17 protein-coding genes are annotated in these 16,974 nt (G+C 68.9%); 14 read left to right on the forward strand and 3 right to left on the reverse strand.

The features are described 5' to 3' along the window. The first annotated feature begins 93 nt into the window (after positions 1–93). A complete protein-coding gene (thrS, locus tag HF323_RS10435) occupies positions 94–2,103 on the forward strand; it encodes a threonine--tRNA ligase (RefSeq protein ID WP_169582511.1) in 2,010 nt (669 codons plus the stop codon). Further along, positions 2,100–2,684, forward strand: a complete 585-nt coding sequence (locus HF323_RS10440) for an HIT domain-containing protein (protein ID WP_188241689.1) — start codon at positions 2,100–2,102, stop codon at positions 2,682–2,684. The genes thrS and HF323_RS10440 overlap by 4 nt, the downstream gene beginning before the upstream one ends. A 42-nt stretch (positions 2,685–2,726) precedes the next feature. Here HF323_RS10440 and pdxY read toward each other — a convergent pair whose 3' ends face one another. Continuing rightward, a complete protein-coding gene (gene pdxY / locus HF323_RS10445; protein ID WP_169582512.1) occupies positions 2,727–3,578 on the reverse strand; it encodes a pyridoxal kinase PdxY in 852 nt (283 codons plus the stop codon). 7 nt (positions 3,579–3,585) lie between these two features. Continuing rightward, positions 3,586–4,923: an aminotransferase class I/II-fold pyridoxal phosphate-dependent enzyme gene (locus HF323_RS10450; protein ID WP_169582513.1), complete on the reverse strand. Its 1,338-nt coding sequence runs from the start codon at positions 4,921–4,923 to the stop codon at positions 3,586–3,588. A gap of 116 nt (positions 4,924–5,039) precedes the next feature. Here HF323_RS10450 and pdxS point away from each other — a divergent pair, with 116 nt between their 5' ends. From pdxS to HF323_RS10510, 12 genes are all read left to right on the forward strand, one after another. Then, complete coding sequence (gene pdxS, locus HF323_RS10455; protein WP_211160444.1) at positions 5,040–5,936, forward strand: pyridoxal 5'-phosphate synthase lyase subunit PdxS; 897 nt, start codon at positions 5,040–5,042, stop codon at positions 5,934–5,936. 12 nt (positions 5,937–5,948) lie between these two features. Continuing rightward, entirely contained in the window at positions 5,949–6,545 is a 597-nt protein-coding gene (gene pdxT / locus HF323_RS10460; RefSeq protein ID WP_169582515.1) for a pyridoxal 5'-phosphate synthase glutaminase subunit PdxT, read from the forward strand. A 33-nt stretch (positions 6,546–6,578) separates the two neighbouring features. Next, positions 6,579–7,100 carry a hypothetical protein gene (locus HF323_RS10465; protein ID WP_169582516.1) on the forward strand — a complete coding sequence of 174 codons (522 nt, stop codon included), beginning with the start codon at positions 6,579–6,581 and terminating at the stop codon, positions 7,098–7,100. A 3-nt stretch (positions 7,101–7,103) separates the two neighbouring features. Next, positions 7,104–7,637: a DUF1697 domain-containing protein gene (locus HF323_RS10470; RefSeq protein WP_169582517.1), complete on the forward strand. Its 534-nt coding sequence runs from the start codon at positions 7,104–7,106 to the stop codon at positions 7,635–7,637. Between the two features lie 80 nt (positions 7,638–7,717). Continuing rightward, positions 7,718–8,476: a YebC/PmpR family DNA-binding transcriptional regulator gene (locus tag HF323_RS10475; RefSeq protein ID WP_169582518.1), complete on the forward strand. Its 759-nt coding sequence runs from the start codon at positions 7,718–7,720 to the stop codon at positions 8,474–8,476. A 64-nt stretch (positions 8,477–8,540) separates the two neighbouring features. Next, positions 8,541–9,110, forward strand: coding sequence for a crossover junction endodeoxyribonuclease RuvC (ruvC, locus tag HF323_RS10480; RefSeq protein WP_211160515.1), 570 nt, complete (start codon positions 8,541–8,543; stop codon positions 9,108–9,110). A 46-nt stretch (positions 9,111–9,156) separates the two neighbouring features. Next, complete coding sequence (gene ruvA, locus HF323_RS10485; RefSeq protein ID WP_169582519.1) at positions 9,157–9,777, forward strand: Holliday junction branch migration protein RuvA; 621 nt, start codon at positions 9,157–9,159, stop codon at positions 9,775–9,777. Then, a complete protein-coding gene (gene ruvB, locus HF323_RS10490) occupies positions 9,770–10,798 on the forward strand; it encodes a Holliday junction branch migration DNA helicase RuvB (RefSeq protein ID WP_169582520.1) in 1,029 nt (342 codons plus the stop codon). Before ruvA ends, ruvB begins: the two co-directional genes overlap by 8 nt. Before the next feature lie 84 nt (positions 10,799–10,882). Further along, entirely contained in the window at positions 10,883–11,305 is a 423-nt protein-coding gene (locus HF323_RS10495; RefSeq protein WP_169582521.1) for a preprotein translocase subunit YajC, read from the forward strand. Between the two features lie 42 nt (positions 11,306–11,347). After that, positions 11,348–13,087, forward strand: a complete 1,740-nt coding sequence (gene secD / locus HF323_RS10500) for a protein translocase subunit SecD (RefSeq protein ID WP_169582522.1) — start codon at positions 11,348–11,350, stop codon at positions 13,085–13,087. Further along, a complete protein-coding gene (gene secF, locus HF323_RS10505; protein WP_169582523.1) occupies positions 13,087–14,076 on the forward strand; it encodes a protein translocase subunit SecF in 990 nt (329 codons plus the stop codon). Before secD ends, secF begins: the two co-directional genes overlap by 1 nt. A gap of 52 nt (positions 14,077–14,128) precedes the next feature. Beyond that, a complete protein-coding gene (locus HF323_RS10510; protein ID WP_169582524.1) occupies positions 14,129–16,378 on the forward strand; it encodes a bifunctional (p)ppGpp synthetase/guanosine-3',5'-bis(diphosphate) 3'-pyrophosphohydrolase in 2,250 nt (749 codons plus the stop codon). Here the strand turns inward: HF323_RS10510 and HF323_RS10515 are convergent. Then, positions 16,365–16,922: a hypothetical protein gene (locus HF323_RS10515; protein WP_169582525.1), complete on the reverse strand. Its 558-nt coding sequence runs from the start codon at positions 16,920–16,922 to the stop codon at positions 16,365–16,367. The two genes, HF323_RS10510 and HF323_RS10515, sit on opposite strands and share 14 nt — an antisense overlap. Positions 16,923–16,974: the final 52 nt, after the last annotated feature.

The raw sequence follows: 16,974 nt of genomic DNA on the forward strand, positions 1-16,974 counted from the left end.
CGGCACGCGAACGCTCGGCGCCTGAGCGGGCAGGACGCGGCGTGCGTCCGAAGCTGAGTAGCCTTGATCCGAGCCATCTCCAGGAGAGTTTCCGTGACTGACGACGTCCTCCCTTCCGCCGTGTCGTATCCCGCCGACGGGTTCGCCCTGTTCCCCGACCGATCCGTCGTCGCCCTGCGCGTCAACGGCGAGCTCCGAGATCTCGCCACGCGCGTCGACGAGGCCGACGACGTCGAGCCGGTCACGATCGACAGCCCCGACGGGCTGGACATCCTGCGCCACTCGACGGCGCACGTGCTGGCACAGGCGGTGCAGCGCATCAACCCGCAGGCGAATCTCGGCATCGGTCCTCCCATCGCCGACGGCTTCTACTACGACTTCGGCGTGGAGCACCCGTTCACGCCCGAGGACGTGAAGGCGATCGAGAAGGAGATGCAGCGCATCGTCCGCGAGGGCCAGCGGTTCGTCCGCCGCGCCGTCTCCGACGAGGAAGCGCGCGTGGAGCTCGTCGACGAGCCCTTCAAGCTCGAGCTGATCGGCCTGAAGGGCGGCTCGAAGGAGGCGGCCGAAGGCGCATCCGTCGAGGTGGGCGCGGGGGAGCTCACGATCTACGACAACGTCGACCGCGATGGCCAGACCGTGTGGAAGGACCTCTGCCGCGGTCCGCACCTGCCCAGCACCCGGATGATCGGGAACGGCTGGGCGCTGCAGCGCATCGCCGGAGCCTACTGGCGGGGGAGTGAGAAGAACCCCCAGCTGCAGCGCATCTACGGCACCGCGTGGCCCTCGAAGGACGAGCTGCGCGCCTACCAGACCCGTCTCGAGGAGGCGGCCAAGCGCGATCACCGCAAGCTCGGCAAGGAGCTCGATCTGTTCTCGTTCCCCGACGAGATCGGCTCCGGCCTGTCGGTCTGGCACCCCCGCGGCGGAATCGTGCGCGGCGAGATGGAGCAGCACGCGCGCCGCCGCCACGTCGCCGGCGGGTACACCTACGTGTACACGCCGCACATCTCGAAGGAGGACCTGTTCCTCACCTCGAACCACCTCGTCACGTACAAGGAGGGGATGTTCCCGCCCATCGTGATGGACGAGGAGCGCGACGAGCACGGCGAGATCACGAAGCACGGGCAGGACTACTACCTGAAGCCCATGAACTGCCCGATGCACATCCTCATCTACAAGGAGCGTGCGCGCAGCTACCGCGATCTGCCGATGCGTCTCGCCGAGAACGGCACGGTGTACCGCAACGAGCTGTCCGGGGCATTGCACGGCCTCACGCGCGTCCGCGGCTTCACGCAGGATGACTCGCATCTCTTCGTCACCCCGGAACAGCTCGAGGACGAGGCGACCCGGGTGCTCGAGTTCGTCATCTCGATGCTGCGGGACTTCGGGCTGGAGGACTTCGAGCTCGAGCTGTCGATGCGCGACGACGAGAAGGACAAGTGGATCGGCTCCGACGAGTTCTGGGACTACTCCACGAACGCGCTGCGCAACGTGGCGGTGGCCAGTGGCCTCAAGCTGACCGAGGTCCCCGGGGAGGCCGCCTTCTACGGACCCAAGATCGACCTCAAGACGCGCGACGCGATCGGCCGCACCTGGCAGCTGTCGACCGTCCAGGTCGACCCGAACCTGCCCGAGCGCTTCGAGCTCGAATACACCGACCGCGACGGGCAGAAGAAGCGCCCGATCATGATCCACCGGGCACTGTTCGGTTCGATCGAGCGATTCTTCGCGATCCTGCTCGAGCACTACGCCGGCGCGTTCCCCGTCTGGCTGTCTCCGGTGCAGGTGGTCGGGATCCCGGTCGCCGAGGAGTATGCCGATTACCTCGGTGAGATCGTGGATCAGTTGAGGGCTGAGGGCGTGCGCGCCGAGCTCGACCACAGCGACGACCGCATGCAGAAGAAGATCCGCACGCACACCACCCAGAAGGTCCCGCTCATGCTCATCGCGGGCGAGCAGGACCGCGCCGCCGGCACCGTGTCCTTCCGCTTCCGCGACGGCTCGCAGGAGAACGGGGTTCCCATCGCCGACGCCGTGCGCCGCGTACGTCAGACGATCGCCACCCACGCGCTCGTCAACTCGGCGGAGGACTTTTCGTGACGGCCGTCGACGAGCCCGGGCCCGATGCGCCGGAGACGGATGCCTCGGACCCGGCGCTCGTCGACGCGGCGACCATCCCCGGCGTCCCGGACGGGTTCCAGCGGCTGTGGACTCCGCACCGGATGGCGTACATCCAGGCGGGGCCCGACCCGCTGCGCGAAGAGTGCCCCTTCTGCGCCGCACCGCACAAGTCGGACGCCGACGGTCTGATCGTCGCGCGCGGTCGCACCGCCTACGCGCTGCTGAACCTCTTCCCCTACAACTCGGGTCACCTGCTCATCTGCCCGTACCGCCACATCGCGACGTACGACCAGGCTACCGACCAGGAGATCGCCGAGATCGGCGCATTGACGCAGCAGGCGATGCGCGTGCTGCGCACGGTCTCCCGCTGCGACGGCTTCAACATCGGCATGAACCAGGGGAGCGTGGCCGGCGCCGGGGTCGACGAGCACCTCCATCAGCACGTCGTGCCGCGCTGGGCGTCCGATGCGAACTTCTTCCCGATCATCGCGCGCACGAAGGCGTTGCCGCAGCTGCTGGGCGACGTGCGCGAAGCCCTCGCGCACGCCTGGAACGACTGACAGCACCGGATGCCCCGGCCGGCGGCCGCGGCATCCGTCCCCTCAACGCACCTGGCGGACCTCGAACTGCATGCGCGGGTGGGCGTAGGCCTCCTGCGACTCGACCAGCCGCAGCTCCCGCTCACCCGAGGCGTGCGTGCTCTCGAGCAGGTCGTAGACGCTCGAGGTCGTGCGCGCCAACGCGTCGCCCAGGTCGCCGGTGCGGCGGTAGTGCGCGGTGAAGAGAGCGGCGGTCACATCGCCCGAGCCGTTCGCCTTCATCGGGATGCGCGGCGTCTGCACGATCCAGGCGCCGCTGTCGTCCACGGCGAGCATCTCGATGGTGCCCTCCGGGGCGTCGGGGCGCTCCACGCTCGTCACCAGGACCGTGCGCGGACCCGACTGCCGCACGAGGTCGACCGACTCGAGCGTGGACTCGAGGGTGTCGGGCTCGGTGTGGGTGAGGAACCCCAGCTCGAACTGATTCGGCGTGATGATGTCGGCGGCGGGCACGACGCGGTCGCGCAGCAGGACCGGGATCGCGGGGGCGACGAAGCAGCCCGACTTCGCGTTGCCCATGACGGGGTCGCAGGAGTAGACGGCGTCCGGGTTCGCGGCCTTCACCTTCTGCACGGCATCGAGGATCACGTCTGCGATCCCCTCACCGCCCTGGTAGCCCGAGAGCACGACGTCGATCGCGGAAAAGGCGCCGCGCTCCTCGATTCCGGTGAGGACATCGCGCACGTCGTCGGGACTGATGAGGGGGCCGCGCCAGGCGCCGTACCCGGTGTGGTTGGAGAAGTTCACGGTGTAGACGGGGAGCACCTCGACGCCGATGCGCTGGAGGGGGAACACCGCGGCGGAGTTGCCCACGTGGCCGTACGCCACGGCGGACTGGATCGACAGGATCTTCACCGCTCGATCATCCCACCTCGGCGACGAGCGGCCGCCCGGCCGCGGACGCCACCGCCGCCGCGATGTCGTCTGCCAGCGAGTCGGACGCGGCGTCGTCGAGGTCGTGCACCGTCAGGCGGAGCCGGTGCGACGGGGAGCGGTCGCCCAGGACGAAATCGTCGCCGCTGCGGGCCAGCCACCCGCGTCGCATGAGCTTGTCCACGACGGCTCGGGCGGGAACCGGCAGCGCCACCCACAGGTTCAGGCCGTCTCGCGCCTCCGTCGGGATTCCGCGGGCCGTGAGCCGTCGGGCGAACGCATCGTTGCGCGCGGCGTAGTGCGCCGCAGCCTGCTCGATCCGCTGCAGTACGACCGCGTCAGACACGAGGGCGAGCGTGAGCCGCTGCAGCAGATGGCTCACCCACGTGGTCCCGGGCGTCAGGCGTGTCGCCAGCCGGTCGGCCGTCTCGCGATCGGACGCCGTCACCGCCAGGCACGTGTCCGGGCCGAGGAATTTCGAGACCGAGCGCACGAGAGCCCACCGCCGGTGCTCCGGCCCGATGACCGAGTGGAAGGGCGCTCGAGAGAGCATCGAGAAGTGATCGTCCTCGATCACGAGGACGTACGGGTGGTCGGTCAGGACGGCCCGCAGTTCCGCAGCGCGACGGGCCGACAGGCTGGCGCCGGTCGGGTTCTGAGCTCTCGGCGTGCACACGACCGCGCGCACGCCCTCCTCGAGGGCGGCACGCAGCCCCGCGACGGTCATTCCCTCCTCGTCCACGGGCACCGGCACCGCACGGTAGCCTCCGACGCGCACGGTGTGGATGCTCGTGAGGAAGCAGGGATCCTCGAGGGCGACGGCGTCGTCGCGGGTCAGGGCACTCGCGAGCAGGCGTTCGACGGCGTCGGCGGCCCCGCTGGTGATCGTCAGCTCGAAGTCGGGCACCCCGGCATCGCGCATCCAGCCGCGGGCCCACTGCTCGAGTTCGGGGTCGATGACCGGCTCGCCGTAGAGCACCGGGCGGCCGGCCAGGCTCGCCAGAGCCCGCGAGAGGTCGGGGATGAACGCGGGGTCGGGATTGCCGGTGCCGACGTCGCGGAGGACGCTGTTGGCGGCGAACCCCTCCTGCGCGACCGCCGCCCGGTCGGCGACGCGCGTGCCCCCGCGCCCGAGGGTCACCACCACTCCCGCCCCCGTGAGCTGGCGGTAGGCCGCGACGGCCGTGTTGCGGTTGACGCCGAGGGCATCGGCCAGCGCCCGCACCGGGGGGAGCGAGTCACCGGGCCGCAGCGCGCCCCGCTCCACGAGGCCGCGCAGGCTGTCCGCGATCTCCGACGCCGAGCGTCCGGTGATGTCGAGGTCCATGTCGCCGTCCTTCGCTGGGGCCGATGGTTCGTTTCGGACCATGCTATCTTTTGGCCTAGATCAATAGATCTCTTTGTCACACCTCGTCGCGCCCGCCGCGCGATGCCTGGAAGGAAATGCTCGTGAGTGCAGTCGACACGGGAACCGGTCGCGTCAAGCGCGGCCTCGCCGAGATGCTGAAGGGCGGGGTCATCATGGACGTCGTCACGGCCGAGCAGGCGCGCATCGCCGAGGACGCCGGTGCGGTCGCCGTCATGGCGCTCGAGCGCGTCCCCGCCGACATCCGCGCGCAGGGCGGCGTCTCGCGGATGAGCGACCCCGACATGATCGACAGCATCATCGAAGCGGTGTCGATCCCGGTCATGGCCAAGGCGCGCATCGGGCACTTCGTCGAGGCGCAGGTGCTCCAGGAACTCGGCGTCGACTACATCGACGAGTCCGAAGTGCTCTCGCCCGCCGACTACGTCAACCACATCGACAAGTGGGGGTTCACGGTCCCCTTCGTCTGCGGTGCGACCAACCTCGGCGAGGCGCTGCGCCGGATCAACGAGGGCGCCGCGATGATCCGGTCGAAGGGCGAGGCCGGCACCGGCGACGTCTCCGAGGCCACCAAGCACATCCGCAAGATCACGAGCGAGATCAACGTGCTCCGCTCGATGACGAAGGACGAGCTCTACGTCGCGGCCAAGGAGCTGCAGGCTCCCTACGAGCTCGTCGCCGAAGTCGCCGAGACCGGCAAGCTCCCCGTCGTCCTCTTCGTCGCCGGCGGCGTGGCGACTCCCGCCGACGCGGCCATGATGATGCAGATGGGCGCCGACGGCGTCTTCGTCGGATCGGGGATCTTCAAGTCGGGCAATCCGGCCCAGCGCGCCGCGGCGATCGTCAAGGCGACGACGTTCTACGACGACGCCAAGGTCATCGCCGAGGTGTCGCGCGGGCTGGGAGAGGCGATGGTCGGCATCAACGTGTCGGATCTCCCTGCTCCCCACCGCCTCGCCGAGCGCGGCTGGTAACTTCACCGGCCCGTGTCGTCCTCTCGTCCCCACGTCGGCGTCCTGGCCCTGCAAGGCGACGTCCGCGAGCACGCGCGAGTCCTCGAGGGGCTCGGCGCCGAGGTCTCCCTCGTGCGCCGGCCGGTCGAGCTCGCCGCCGTCGACGGCCTCGTCATCCCGGGCGGCGAGTCGAGCGTGATCGACAAACTGTCCCGCACGTTCGACATGCGGGAGCCGATCCGCGGAGCGATCGCCGCCGGCATGCCGATGTACGGCACGTGCGCCGGCATGATCCTGCTGGCCGATCGGATCACCGACGGCATCCAGGGCCAGCAGACGTTCGGCGGACTCGACGTGACCGTGCGCCGCAACGCTTTCGGCAGTCAGGTCGACTCGTTCGAGACCGACCTCGACGTTCCCGCGCTCGGCGCCCCGCCCGTCCATGCCGTCTTCATCCGCGCCCCGCTGGTGGAGGAGTCGGGTCCGGACGTCGAGCGACTCGCCGAACTCGAGGACGGGCGGGTGGTCGCCGTCCGGCAGGGACCGCTGCTCGCGACGGCTTTCCATCCCGAGGTCACGGGGGAGCACCGCTTTCATAGGCTCTTCCTCGAGACCGTGCAACGGGCATGACGGTCGGCGCTCCGACCGGTTAGATTCGGTCGCATGACGATCAACCACTGGTGGCGCGAGCATCCCGAGGAGCGTTACTGGATGATCGCCCCGTCGAAGGGCATCGTGGGCGACGCGCTGTCGGCTCCGAAATCGTCTCTCGACCGTCGCTTCGAGTGGTCGCACGAACTCGTCGGCTACACCGAGCCCGGCGACACGCTGTTCGTATGGGACCGCACCCTCGCCGTGCCGGGGATCGCCGCCTGGGGCCGCGTCCTCGGACCGTTGGGTGAGGAGCGGCGCCTCCGCCGGGGGAGCGAGCTGGCCCACTGGCGCATGCCCGTGAGCGACACCCTGCGCCTGGCGAGTCCCATCACCCTGGCGGGGCTGCGCCGCATCGGCGGTGAGATCGTCGCGGTGCGCGGAGAGGTCGAGGCGATGACCGACGGTCCGGTGTACTTCCCGTTCATCGGATCGGCCGAGACGCTCGCGCCCGCGCCCGCGTACCTCACGAAGGTGCCGCGTGATCTGGTCGCCCTCCTGTCATCGCGCTTCGGGTTCGAATTCGCCCTCTGAACGATGACGACCTGGGTCGCGCTCCTGCGCGGAGTGAACGTCGGCGGGATCTCGATCCGCAGCGCAGACCTCGCCGAGCTGTTCACCGCCCGCGGCTACGAGGCCGTGCGCACCGTGCTGGCCAGCGGGAACGTGGTCTTCGAGACGGATGCCGCGGCATCCGCCCGCTCGAAGCTCACGGCATCGATCGAGACGGCGCTTCGCGAACGATTCGGCTACGACGCGTGGATCGTGCTCGTGACGCTCGCCGAGCTGACCGCCGCCGCGGACGGATTCCCGTTCGATCACGCCGACGACTCGCGTCAGCCGTGGGTGATCTTCTGCGCAGACACCGCGACGCGCGATGAGCTCGTGACAGCCGCGACGCAGATGGATGCCTCGACCGACCCGGTCGCGGCCGGACCGGGCGTGATCTACTGGAACCCGGTCAAAGGGTCGAGCACCGATACACCGTTCGCCAAGCTCATCGCCAAGACGACGTACAAGTCGCGGACCACCAATCGGAATCTGCGCACGCTGCGCAAGATCATCGGCTGAGCCCGACCCCGCGGCGCACGGACCACTCGGGATTAGAATGGTCAGTCGGCGGCGACGCCGACGAGCTGATCAGGAGAGTTATGTCCGGGCATTCCAAGTGGGCGACGACCAAGCACAAGAAGGCCGTCATCGACGCGCGCCGTGCGAAGTCGTGGGCCAAGCTCATCAAGAACATCGAAGTGGCGGCCAAGCTCGGCGGTCCCGACCTCGCGGGCAACCCGACGCTCTTCGACGCCGTGCTCAAGGCCAAGAAGACCTCCGTCCCCAAGGACAACATCGATCGCGCCATCAAGCGCGGCGCCGGCATCGGCGGCGAGTCGGTCGAGTACTCCTCGATCATGTACGAGGGCTACGGCCCCAACGGCGTCGCCCTGATGATCGAGTGCCTCACCGACAACAAGAACCGGGCGGCCGCAGAGGTGCGCACCGCGCTGACCCGCAACGGCGGCACCCTCGCCGATCCGGGCAGCGTGGCCTACAACTTCACGCGCAAGGGTGTCATCGTCGTGTCCGGCGAGACCACCACCGAGGACGACGTGATGATGGCGGTCCTCGAGGCGGGTGCCGAAGAGGTCGAGCCGCACGCCCAGGGGTTCGAGGTCATCACCGAGGCGACCGACCTGGTCACCGTCCGCACCGCTCTGCAGGACGCGGGCATCGAGTACGAGTCGGCCGACGTCGAGTTCGTGCCGAACCTGAAGGTGGAGATCGACGCCGACACGGCGCGCAAGATCTTCCGGCTCATCGACGCCCTCGAAGACAGCGACGACGTGCAGAACGTCTTCAGCAATTTCGACCTGACCCCGGAGGTGCAGGCCGAGCTCGAGGAAGACGAGTAGGCACCGCACGGTGCGCCTCGACGCGCGCGCGGTGCCAGCCGCTTAGCGTAGGCGAGTGACCTCCCTGCGAACGCGCGCGGTGCCCCTGCGGGTGCTGGGCATCGACCCCGGCCTCACACGCTGCGGTGTCGGCGTGGTCGACGTCGCGCCGGACCGCTCCGCCCGACTGGTCCACGTCGGGGTCATCCGATCCGACGCGGGAGCGCCGATCGAGGAGCGCCTCGCGGTGATCGCCGCCGGTCTGCGCGCGATCATCGATGCCCACAGCCCCAGCGTGGTGGCGGTGGAGCGCGTCTTCGCCCAGCACAACCGGCAGACGGTCATGGGCACCGCCCAGGCGAGCGGCATTGCGCTCCTGGTCGCGGGGGAGCGCGGCCTCCCCGCGGCGACCCACACGCCCTCCGAGGTCAAGGCCGCCGTCACGGGCTACGGGGCGGCGGACAAGCGCCAGGTGCAGACGATGGTCGCACGCGTGCTGCGGCTGGACGAGCTGCCGCAACCCGCCGATGCCGCCGATGCGCTGGCCCTCGCGCTGTGTCACGCGTGGCGCGGGGGAGCGCCGGCTGCGGCATCCGGTCCCCTCACACCCGCCCAGCGGGCGTGGCACGATGCCGAGCGCCTCGCGCGACGGTGAGCGTGTCGCTCGAACAAACGTCCGAAGCGGCCCGTAGGCTCGAGCCATGATCTCGTCACTGCGCGGCACGGTGGTGCACGTCGAGCCGGATTCGATCGTCGTCGAGGTCGGCGGCGTCGGCTTGTCGGTCGCGGTCACCCCCCAGGTGTCGCACAGCGCGCACGTGGGCGAGGCGATCCGCCTGCACACCTCCCTCATCGTGCGCGAGGACGCGCTGTCGCTGTTCGGGTTCGAGGAGCGCGAAGAGCTGCAGGTGTTCACCCAGCTGCTCGGTGTCACGGGGGTCGGCCCCAAGTCGGCACTCGGGGTGCTCGCCACGCTGACCGTCGCACAGATCGCCGACGCGGTCTCGGCAGACGACGACGCCCCGTTCCGCCGGGTCTCGGGAATCGGGCCGAAGACGGCGAAGCTCATCGTCGTGCAGCTGGCGGGCAAGATCGTCGCGTCGCGGCCCGCCGCGGCAGGGCGGGCGGATGCCTCGGCCGCCGTACCCGCCCAGGTGGTCCAGGCCCTCGTCGGCCTGGGGTGGTCGGAACGCATCGCAGCCGATGCGGTGGAATCCGTCTCGGGTGATGCGGCGGCATCCGATCTCGCCTCGGTTCCCGCGCTCCTGCGACTGACCCTGTCCGTGCTCGGCCCGGCGAGGAAGGAGCCCGTCGGTGGATGACCTCCGCGACGCCGCCGAGCCCGAGGACGAGACCGAGCTCGCGATCGAGGGGGCACTGCGCCCGACATCGCTGTCCGAGTTCGTCGGCCAGCAGAAGGTGCGCGGCCAGCTGCAGCTGCTGCTCGACGCGGCCCGCATCCAGCAACGGCCCCCCGACCACATCCTGCTTTCCGGCCCTCCCGGGCTCGGCAAGACCACGCTGGCGATGATCGTCGCGCACGAGAGCAGCCGTCCGCTGCGCCTGTCGAGCGGTCCGGCGATCCAGCACGCCGGCGATCTCGCCGCGCTGCTGTCGAGCCTCACTCCGGGCGAAGTGCTGTTCATCGACGAGATCCACCGCATGGCCCGATCGGCCGAAGAGATGCTGTACCTCGCGATGGAGGACTTCCGCATCGACATCATGGTCGGCAAGGGCGCCGGCGCGACGAGCATTCCGCTCGATCTCGCCCCGTTCACGCTGGTCGGCGCCACCACCAGGTCGGGTCTGCTGCCGAACCCGCTGCGTGACCGCTTCGGGTTCACGGCGCACCTCGAGTACTACGAGCCCGAGGAGCTCGAGCGGGTGATCGAACGCTCCTCGCTGATGCTGGGCGTGTCGGTGCCCCCGTCTGCGCGCGCAGAGATCGCGCGACGTTCCCGCGGCACACCGCGCATCGCGAACCGCCTGCTGCGGCGCGTGCGCGACTACCTCGTCGTCTACGGCGACGGGCGCGATGCCGACACGACGCTGGTCGACGCCGCACTCGACCTCTACGACGTGGACGCGATCGGACTCGACCGCCTCGACCGCGCCGTGCTCGATGCGGTCGTCCGCCGCTTCCGCGGCGGGCCGGTCGGCCTGAGCACGCTGGCGGTCGCCGTCGGGGAAGAGCCCGAGACGATCGAGTCCGTGGTGGAGCCCTACCTCGTGCGCATCGGGTTCATGGGCCGCACGCCCCGCGGGCGGATCGCGACCCCCGAGGCCTACGAGCATCTCGGCGCGAGACCCGCCGAATCGGTGCTCGACTTCGATGACCTATAATCGCTGGAGGCTTTCGCCCGCCCCTCCTTCTCACAGGCAGTGCCGCCATGGTGCGCGCCTGACCCGAAAGGTCACCTCACGTTCATGAACGACTTCATCGCCAATTACGGCCTCATCATCCTCCTGGTCGTGCTCCTGGTCTTCATGTTCTGGAGCTCGCGCCGCCGGATGGCGAAGCAGAAGCTCGAGCAGGAGGAGCGCGCACGTCAGACGGTTCCGGGTGCCGAGGTGCTGCTGCAGGGCGGGCTCTACGGGACGATCGTCTCCTACGACCCCGACAACCTCGACCAGCCGGCGATCGTGGAGATCGCCCCCGGCGTCGACATCAAGGTCCACAGCCAGGCCATCCTCCGCGTCGTCGCCCCCACCGAGCCCGTGATCGCCGACGACGAGATCCTGCCCGACCAGTCGGCGCCCGCCGCGACCGACCCCATCGTGGCGACCGCCGACGACCGGGCCGACACGACCGACCCCGACAGCGAGACCGGCACCAAGCCCCAGGCCTGATCCCACCGGCCCGTTCGGGCTTCTTTCCAGAAAGCGGAATCCGTGGCGACTTCCACTCCCGTCCGTCATGCGTGGCGCGCGCTGACCGGCCTACTCGTGATCACGGCCCTGCTGGCCGGCATCAACGCGCTCGGCGTGTACGTCTTCCAGCAGAGCTCCTGGACGCCCGAGCTCGCGCTCGACCTGCAGGGCGGGACGCAGATCGTCCTCGAGGCGCAGACCGAGGACGGCGCAGCGCCGTCCGAAGAGCAGATGAATCAGGCCGTCACGATCATCCGCCAGCGCGTCGACGCCTCGGGCGTGGGTGAGGCCGACGTCACGACGCAGGCGGGCAATCAGATCGTCGTCCAGATCCCCGGCCAGGCGGACGAGGAGACCCGGAACCGCATCGAGGCATCCGCCCAGCTCCAGCTGCGCGCCGTGCTGCGGGCCGGTGCACCGGCCAACACCTTCGCGGGCGAGGACGGCAAGCAGACGCCGTACCCGACGCCCGACCCGACGCTCGAGGCCACCCCGACCGCCGAGCCCACCAACGGCAGCGACCTCGCGTGGATCACTCCTGCGCTCGATGCCGCGTACCTCGCCTACGACTGCGCCGACCCGGCGAACGACCCCGCCAATGCACCCGCCGACGAGCCCCTCATCACGTGCGACCCGGATGGCTCCGTCAAGTACATCCTCGGTCCGGTCGAGCTCGACGGCTCGTCTATCGACGACGCGAACTTCGGGCTTCAGCAGACCAACGGACTGTGGGCCGTCAACCTGCGCTTCGACGACGAGGGCACCCGCATCTTCGGCGAGATCAGCCAGCGCCTCTACGGCGCCGATGCGCCGCTGAATCAGTTCGCGTTCGTGCTCGACGGCTACGTGCTCTCGGCGCCCTCGATGAACGCGGTCATCCTCGGCGGTGACCCGAGCATCACCGGCAACTTCACGCAGGAGTCCTCGAAGGTCCTCGCCGACCAGCTGAAGTACGGCGCCCTGCCCCTGTCGTTCACCGTCGAGAGCTCGAACTCCATCTCGGCGACGCTCGGCTCGCAGCAGCTGCAGATCGGCCTGATCGCCGGCCTCATCGGACTGGCGCTCGTGGCGATCTACTCGCTCATCGTCTACCGTGCGCTCGGCTTCGTGATCATCGCGTCGCTCGTCGTGATGGCGGTGCTGACCTACCTGACGCTCTGCATCCTCGCCTGGCGCATGGGCTTCCGCCTGTCGCTCGCGGGCGTGGCGGGACTCATCGTGACGATCGGCTTCACAGCCGACTCGTTCATCGTCTACTTCGAGCGCATTCGAGACGAGCTGCGCGACGGCAAGTCGATCACCAGCGCCGTGGAAGACGGCTGGGACCGCGCCAAGCGCACGATCTACATCTCGAAGTCGATCAACATCCTCGCGGCCGTCGTGCTGTACATCCTCGCCGACGCCACGGTGAAGGGCTTCGCGTTCACCCTCGGTCTCACGACCGCGATCGACGTCCTGATCTTCATCCTCTTCACGCACCCGGTGATGCAGCTGCTGGCCCGCACGAGGTTCTTCGGCAGCGGTCACCCGCTGTCGGGCCTCGACCCGACCGCCCTCGGCGCGGTCTACCGCGGCCGCGCGCAGTTCCGCGAGCCGGTCGCCGCCTCGGCGACCACGGCCGCCGGGCGCCGCGCGGTGAAGTCCCGCAGTGAGGCGGTTCGCCGCCAGACGATCGCCGAGCGCAAGCAGGCCGAACTCGCCGCGGCGACATCGTCCGACAAGGGCAAACCCGGCACGACCGCCAAGGAGGGAGACGACTGATGCGCTCCATGAGCCAGCTCGGCAACGACCTCTACACCGGCAAGACCTCCTTCCCCTTCGTCGGACGACGTCGGCTGTGGTTCCTCATCGCCGCGATCCTCGTCGTAGGTTCGGCCCTCGTCCCGCTCTTCCGGCCGATCCAGTTCTCGATCGAGTTCACCGGCGGATCGCAGTTCACGGTGAACAGCGTCGAGACGACCGATCAGGAGATCGCCACCGAGGCGGTCCAGTCGGTGGTCCCGGATGCCACGACCAAGGTCGTGACCATCGGCACCGACGCCGTCCGCGTGCAGACCGACCAGCTCACCGATGCCGAAACGCGTGAAGTATCCGCCGCACTCGCCGAAGCGTACGATGTGCCGGTCGATCAGGTGAGCGCCTCGTTCATCGGCCCGAGCTGGGGCGAGGACGTGACCCGCCAGTCGCTGTGGGGCCTGGCGATCTTCCTCGCGCTGACTTTCCTGATCCTCGCCCTGTACTTCCGCACCTGGAAGATGTCCGTCTCGGCGATCATCGGCCTGGTCGACGTCCTCGTCATCACGATCGGCGTGTATGCGCTCTTCGGCTTCGAGATCTCTCCCGCGGCGGTGATCGGCTTCCTGACGATCCTCTCGTACGCCCTGTACGACACCACGGTGGTGTTCGACAAGATCCGCGAGAACACCAGCGAGGACGGCGAGGTGTCCGGGCGCACGTTCGGCGAGTCGGTCAACCTCGCTGTGAACCAGACGCTGGTCCGCTCGATCAACACCACGGTGGTCGCGATCCTGCCGACCGGTGCGATCCTCTTCATCGGCCTGCTGTGGACGGGTGCCCAGACGTTGACGGACCTGTCGCTGTCGATCTTCGTCGGGACGATCGTCGCGGCCTACTCGACGATCTTCGTCGCTGCGCCGCTGTACTCGCTGCTGCGCGAGAACGAGGGCCCGATCAAGGCGCGCGACGAGCGCGTCCAGGCGGCCCGCGAGCTCGCCGTGACGCCGGCCTGAGCGGTTCGGACGCGGGCGTAGGATTGAGGTCCGGCGGAGGGAAGGGGATCGGATGACCGAGACCGTCCCTCCCGCCCAGACCTCGTCCCTGCGCCGCCTCGTCCCGCGGATCTTCTCGCGGTCAGCTCGCCGCGACGATGTCGAGCAGCTGCTGCGCACGGTGCGAACGCACCATCCGAAGGGCGACCTGTCGATCATCGAGCGGGCCTACGCGGTCGCAGACAGCGCGCACAGCGGGCAGACCCGCCAGAGCGGCGAGCCCTACATCACGCATCCGCTGGCGGTCGCGCAGATCCTCGCAGACTTGGGCCTGGGGCCGAAGGCGATCGCCGCCGCGCTCCTGCACGACACGGTCGAAGACACCGGATATGCCCTCGACGCGCTTTCGGCCGAGTTCGGCGACGAGGTTGCGATGCTCGTCGACGGCGTCACGAAGCTCGACAAGGTCAAGTACGGGGAGAGCGCGCAGGCCGAGACAGTCCGCAAGATGATCGTCGCGATGTCGCGCGACATCCGCGTGCTGCTGATCAAGCTGGCCGACCGGCTGCACAACGCACGCACATGGGGATTCGTGCCGCCCGAGAAGGCGCGCAAGAAGGCCACCGAGACGCTCGAGATCTACGCACCGCTGGCGCACCGCCTCGGAATCCAGGCGATCAAGTCGGAACTCGAGGACCTGTCGTTCGCGGTGCTCCATCCCAAGCTGTACGCCGAGATCGAGAGCCTGGTCAAACAGCGCACGCCACAGCGCGAGCAGTACGTGCAGAGCGTGATCGACGCCGTGGATTCCGATCTGCGCGAACTGCGCATCCGCGGCCGCGTCATGGGCCGACCCAAGCAGCTGTACTCCGTCTACCAGAAGATGGTCGTGCGCGGCCGAGAGTTCGATGACATCTACGACCTCATCGGCATCCGAATTCTGGTCGGCAGCGTCAGGGACTGCTACGCCGTGCTCGGAGCGATCCACGCACGCTGGACGCCGCTGCCTGGCAGGTTCAAGGACTACATCGCCACCCCGAAGTTCAATCTCTATCAGTCGCTGCACACGACCGTGATCGGTCCTGGTGGTCGCACGGTGGAGATCCAGATCCGCACGAACGAGATGCACCAGCAGGCCGAGTACGGCGTGGCCGCGCACTGGAAGTACAAGGAGCGGATGAACGGCGGCAAGACCGACGCGAAGTCGGTCGACGCCGACATGGCGTGGCTCGCCCACATCTCGGACTGGCAGGCCGAGACGGCCGACCCGGGGGAGTTCCTCGACTCGCTGCGCTTCGAGATCGGCGCGAAAGAGGTCTACGTCTTCACGCCGAAGGGTCGCGTGATCGGACTGCCGTCCGGCGCGACGCCCGTCGACTTCGCCTATGCCGTGCACACCGAGGTGGGGCACCGCACGATGGGCGCGAAGGTGAACGGCCGGCTCGTGCCGCTGGAGACGGAGCTCAAGAGCGGCGACGTCGTCGAGGTCTTCACGTCGAAGAATCCCGACGCCGGCCCCAGCCAGGATTGGCTGGGTTTCGTGCGCAGCACGCGCGCCCGCAACAAGATCCGCGGCTGGTTCACCAAGGAGCGCCGCGAGGAGGCCATCGAGCAGGGCAAGGACGCGATCGCACGTGCGATGCGCCGCCAGAATCTTCCCCTCCAGCGCCTCATGAGCCAGGACTCGTTCACCGAGGTCGCCCATCAGCTCCGCTATGAGGATGTCTCGGCGCTGTACGCAGCGGTCGGAGAAGGCCATGTCTCCACGCAGTCCGTGATCGAGAAGGTCACGGCTCTGGTGAGCGCGAGCGACACCAGCACCGGCCCGATCGAGCTTCCGGGAGTGGGCCGTTCCCGCCAGCCGAGGAACGGCGACTCCGGCATCCTCGTTCGCGGCGCACCCGACATCCTCGTGAAGCTCGCCAAGTGCTGCACTCCGGTTCCCGGCGACCAGATCATGGGCTTCGTCACGCGCGGGAGCGGCGTGTCGGTGCACCGGGCCGACTGCACGAACGTCAAATCGCTGATGTCCGATCCCGAGCGCCTGATCGAGGTCGAGTGGGCGCCGACGACGAAGAGCGTGTTCCTCGTCCAGATTCAGGTCGAGGCCCTGGACCGCTCAGGTCTGCTGAGCGACGTCACGCGTGTTCTCAGCGAGCACCACGTCAACATCCTCTCGGCGTCGGTGTCGACCTCGAGCGATCGTCTCGCGCTGAGCCGCTTCGTCTTCGAGATGGGCGACATCGTCCATCTCGACCGCGTGCTGAATGCCGTGCGGCGTATCGACGCGGTGTACGACGTCTATCGCGTCACGTCGTCCTGAGCGCTCCCTGCGCGGCCGCGATACCGCGCAGCAGCGCGAGGGCAGCGCGCTTGTGCGGGAGGCTGCCCGCCTCCAGGCGCGACACCGCCGTGTCGACCAGTTGGCGATCGTCTGCGGCCAGCAGGCGGGCAGCGCGGGCGTGGTGATCGTCGTCGACGCGGCACAGGTCGACGAGCGTCCGAACGCGCGTGGTCACCAACACCCCGCCGATCGACTCCAGGTCCCCCGTCTCGACGACCAGATCGCGGTAGTGCACCGTCCGCGCGGGGGTGTAGTGCAGGCGCCTCGTCGTCGCTCGCTGCACGGTGTGGCGCGCCGGCGGATCGGGAATCGCACCGCGCACCCAGGCCGCCGTGAGATGCGTCGCCGCGAGAGTCTCCCCGAGGAGTCCGGCGAGCGATCCCGCGCGAAGACTCTGCGTCTCGATGGCATCGGCCGGGATGAACGCATCGCCGAGCTCGACGACATCGCCGTCGAGGCGGGCGGCTGTCAGCTCAGCGAGCGACAGCCGGTCGTCGACGAAGTACAGGAACGGTGACGCCATAGCGGCAGTGTGCCGCACGCGCTCCGGTGCCCGTCGGGGGAACCGGGAATGC

The sequence above is a fragment of the Microbacterium sp. MF43 genome (assembly GCF_012847295.1).
Taxonomy (GTDB): domain Bacteria; phylum Actinomycetota; class Actinomycetes; order Actinomycetales; family Microbacteriaceae; genus Microbacterium.

Coding starts and splice junctions, on each gene's coding strand:
- HF323_RS10495 (WP_169582521.1), top strand. CDS start 10,883: ATGAACGACTTCATCGCCAATTACGGCCTCATCATCCTCCTGGTCGTG.
- HF323_RS10465 (WP_169582516.1), top strand. CDS start 6,579: ATGACGATCAACCACTGGTGGCGCGAGCATCCCGAGGAGCGTTACTGG.
- ruvA (WP_169582519.1), top strand. CDS start 9,157: ATGATCTCGTCACTGCGCGGCACGGTGGTGCACGTCGAGCCGGATTCG.
- secF (WP_169582523.1), top strand. CDS start 13,087: ATGCGCTCCATGAGCCAGCTCGGCAACGACCTCTACACCGGCAAGACC.
- HF323_RS10510 (WP_169582524.1), top strand. CDS start 14,129: ATGACCGAGACCGTCCCTCCCGCCCAGACCTCGTCCCTGCGCCGCCTC.
- HF323_RS10475 (WP_169582518.1), top strand. CDS start 7,718: ATGTCCGGGCATTCCAAGTGGGCGACGACCAAGCACAAGAAGGCCGTC.
- HF323_RS10470 (WP_169582517.1), top strand. CDS start 7,104: ATGACGACCTGGGTCGCGCTCCTGCGCGGAGTGAACGTCGGCGGGATC.
- HF323_RS10515 (WP_169582525.1), bottom strand. CDS start 16,922: ATGGCGTCACCGTTCCTGTACTTCGTCGACGACCGGCTGTCGCTCGCT.
- HF323_RS10450 (WP_169582513.1), bottom strand. CDS start 4,923: ATGGACCTCGACATCACCGGACGCTCGGCGTCGGAGATCGCGGACAGC.
- pdxS (WP_211160444.1), top strand. CDS start 5,040: ATGCTCGTGAGTGCAGTCGACACGGGAACCGGTCGCGTCAAGCGCGGC.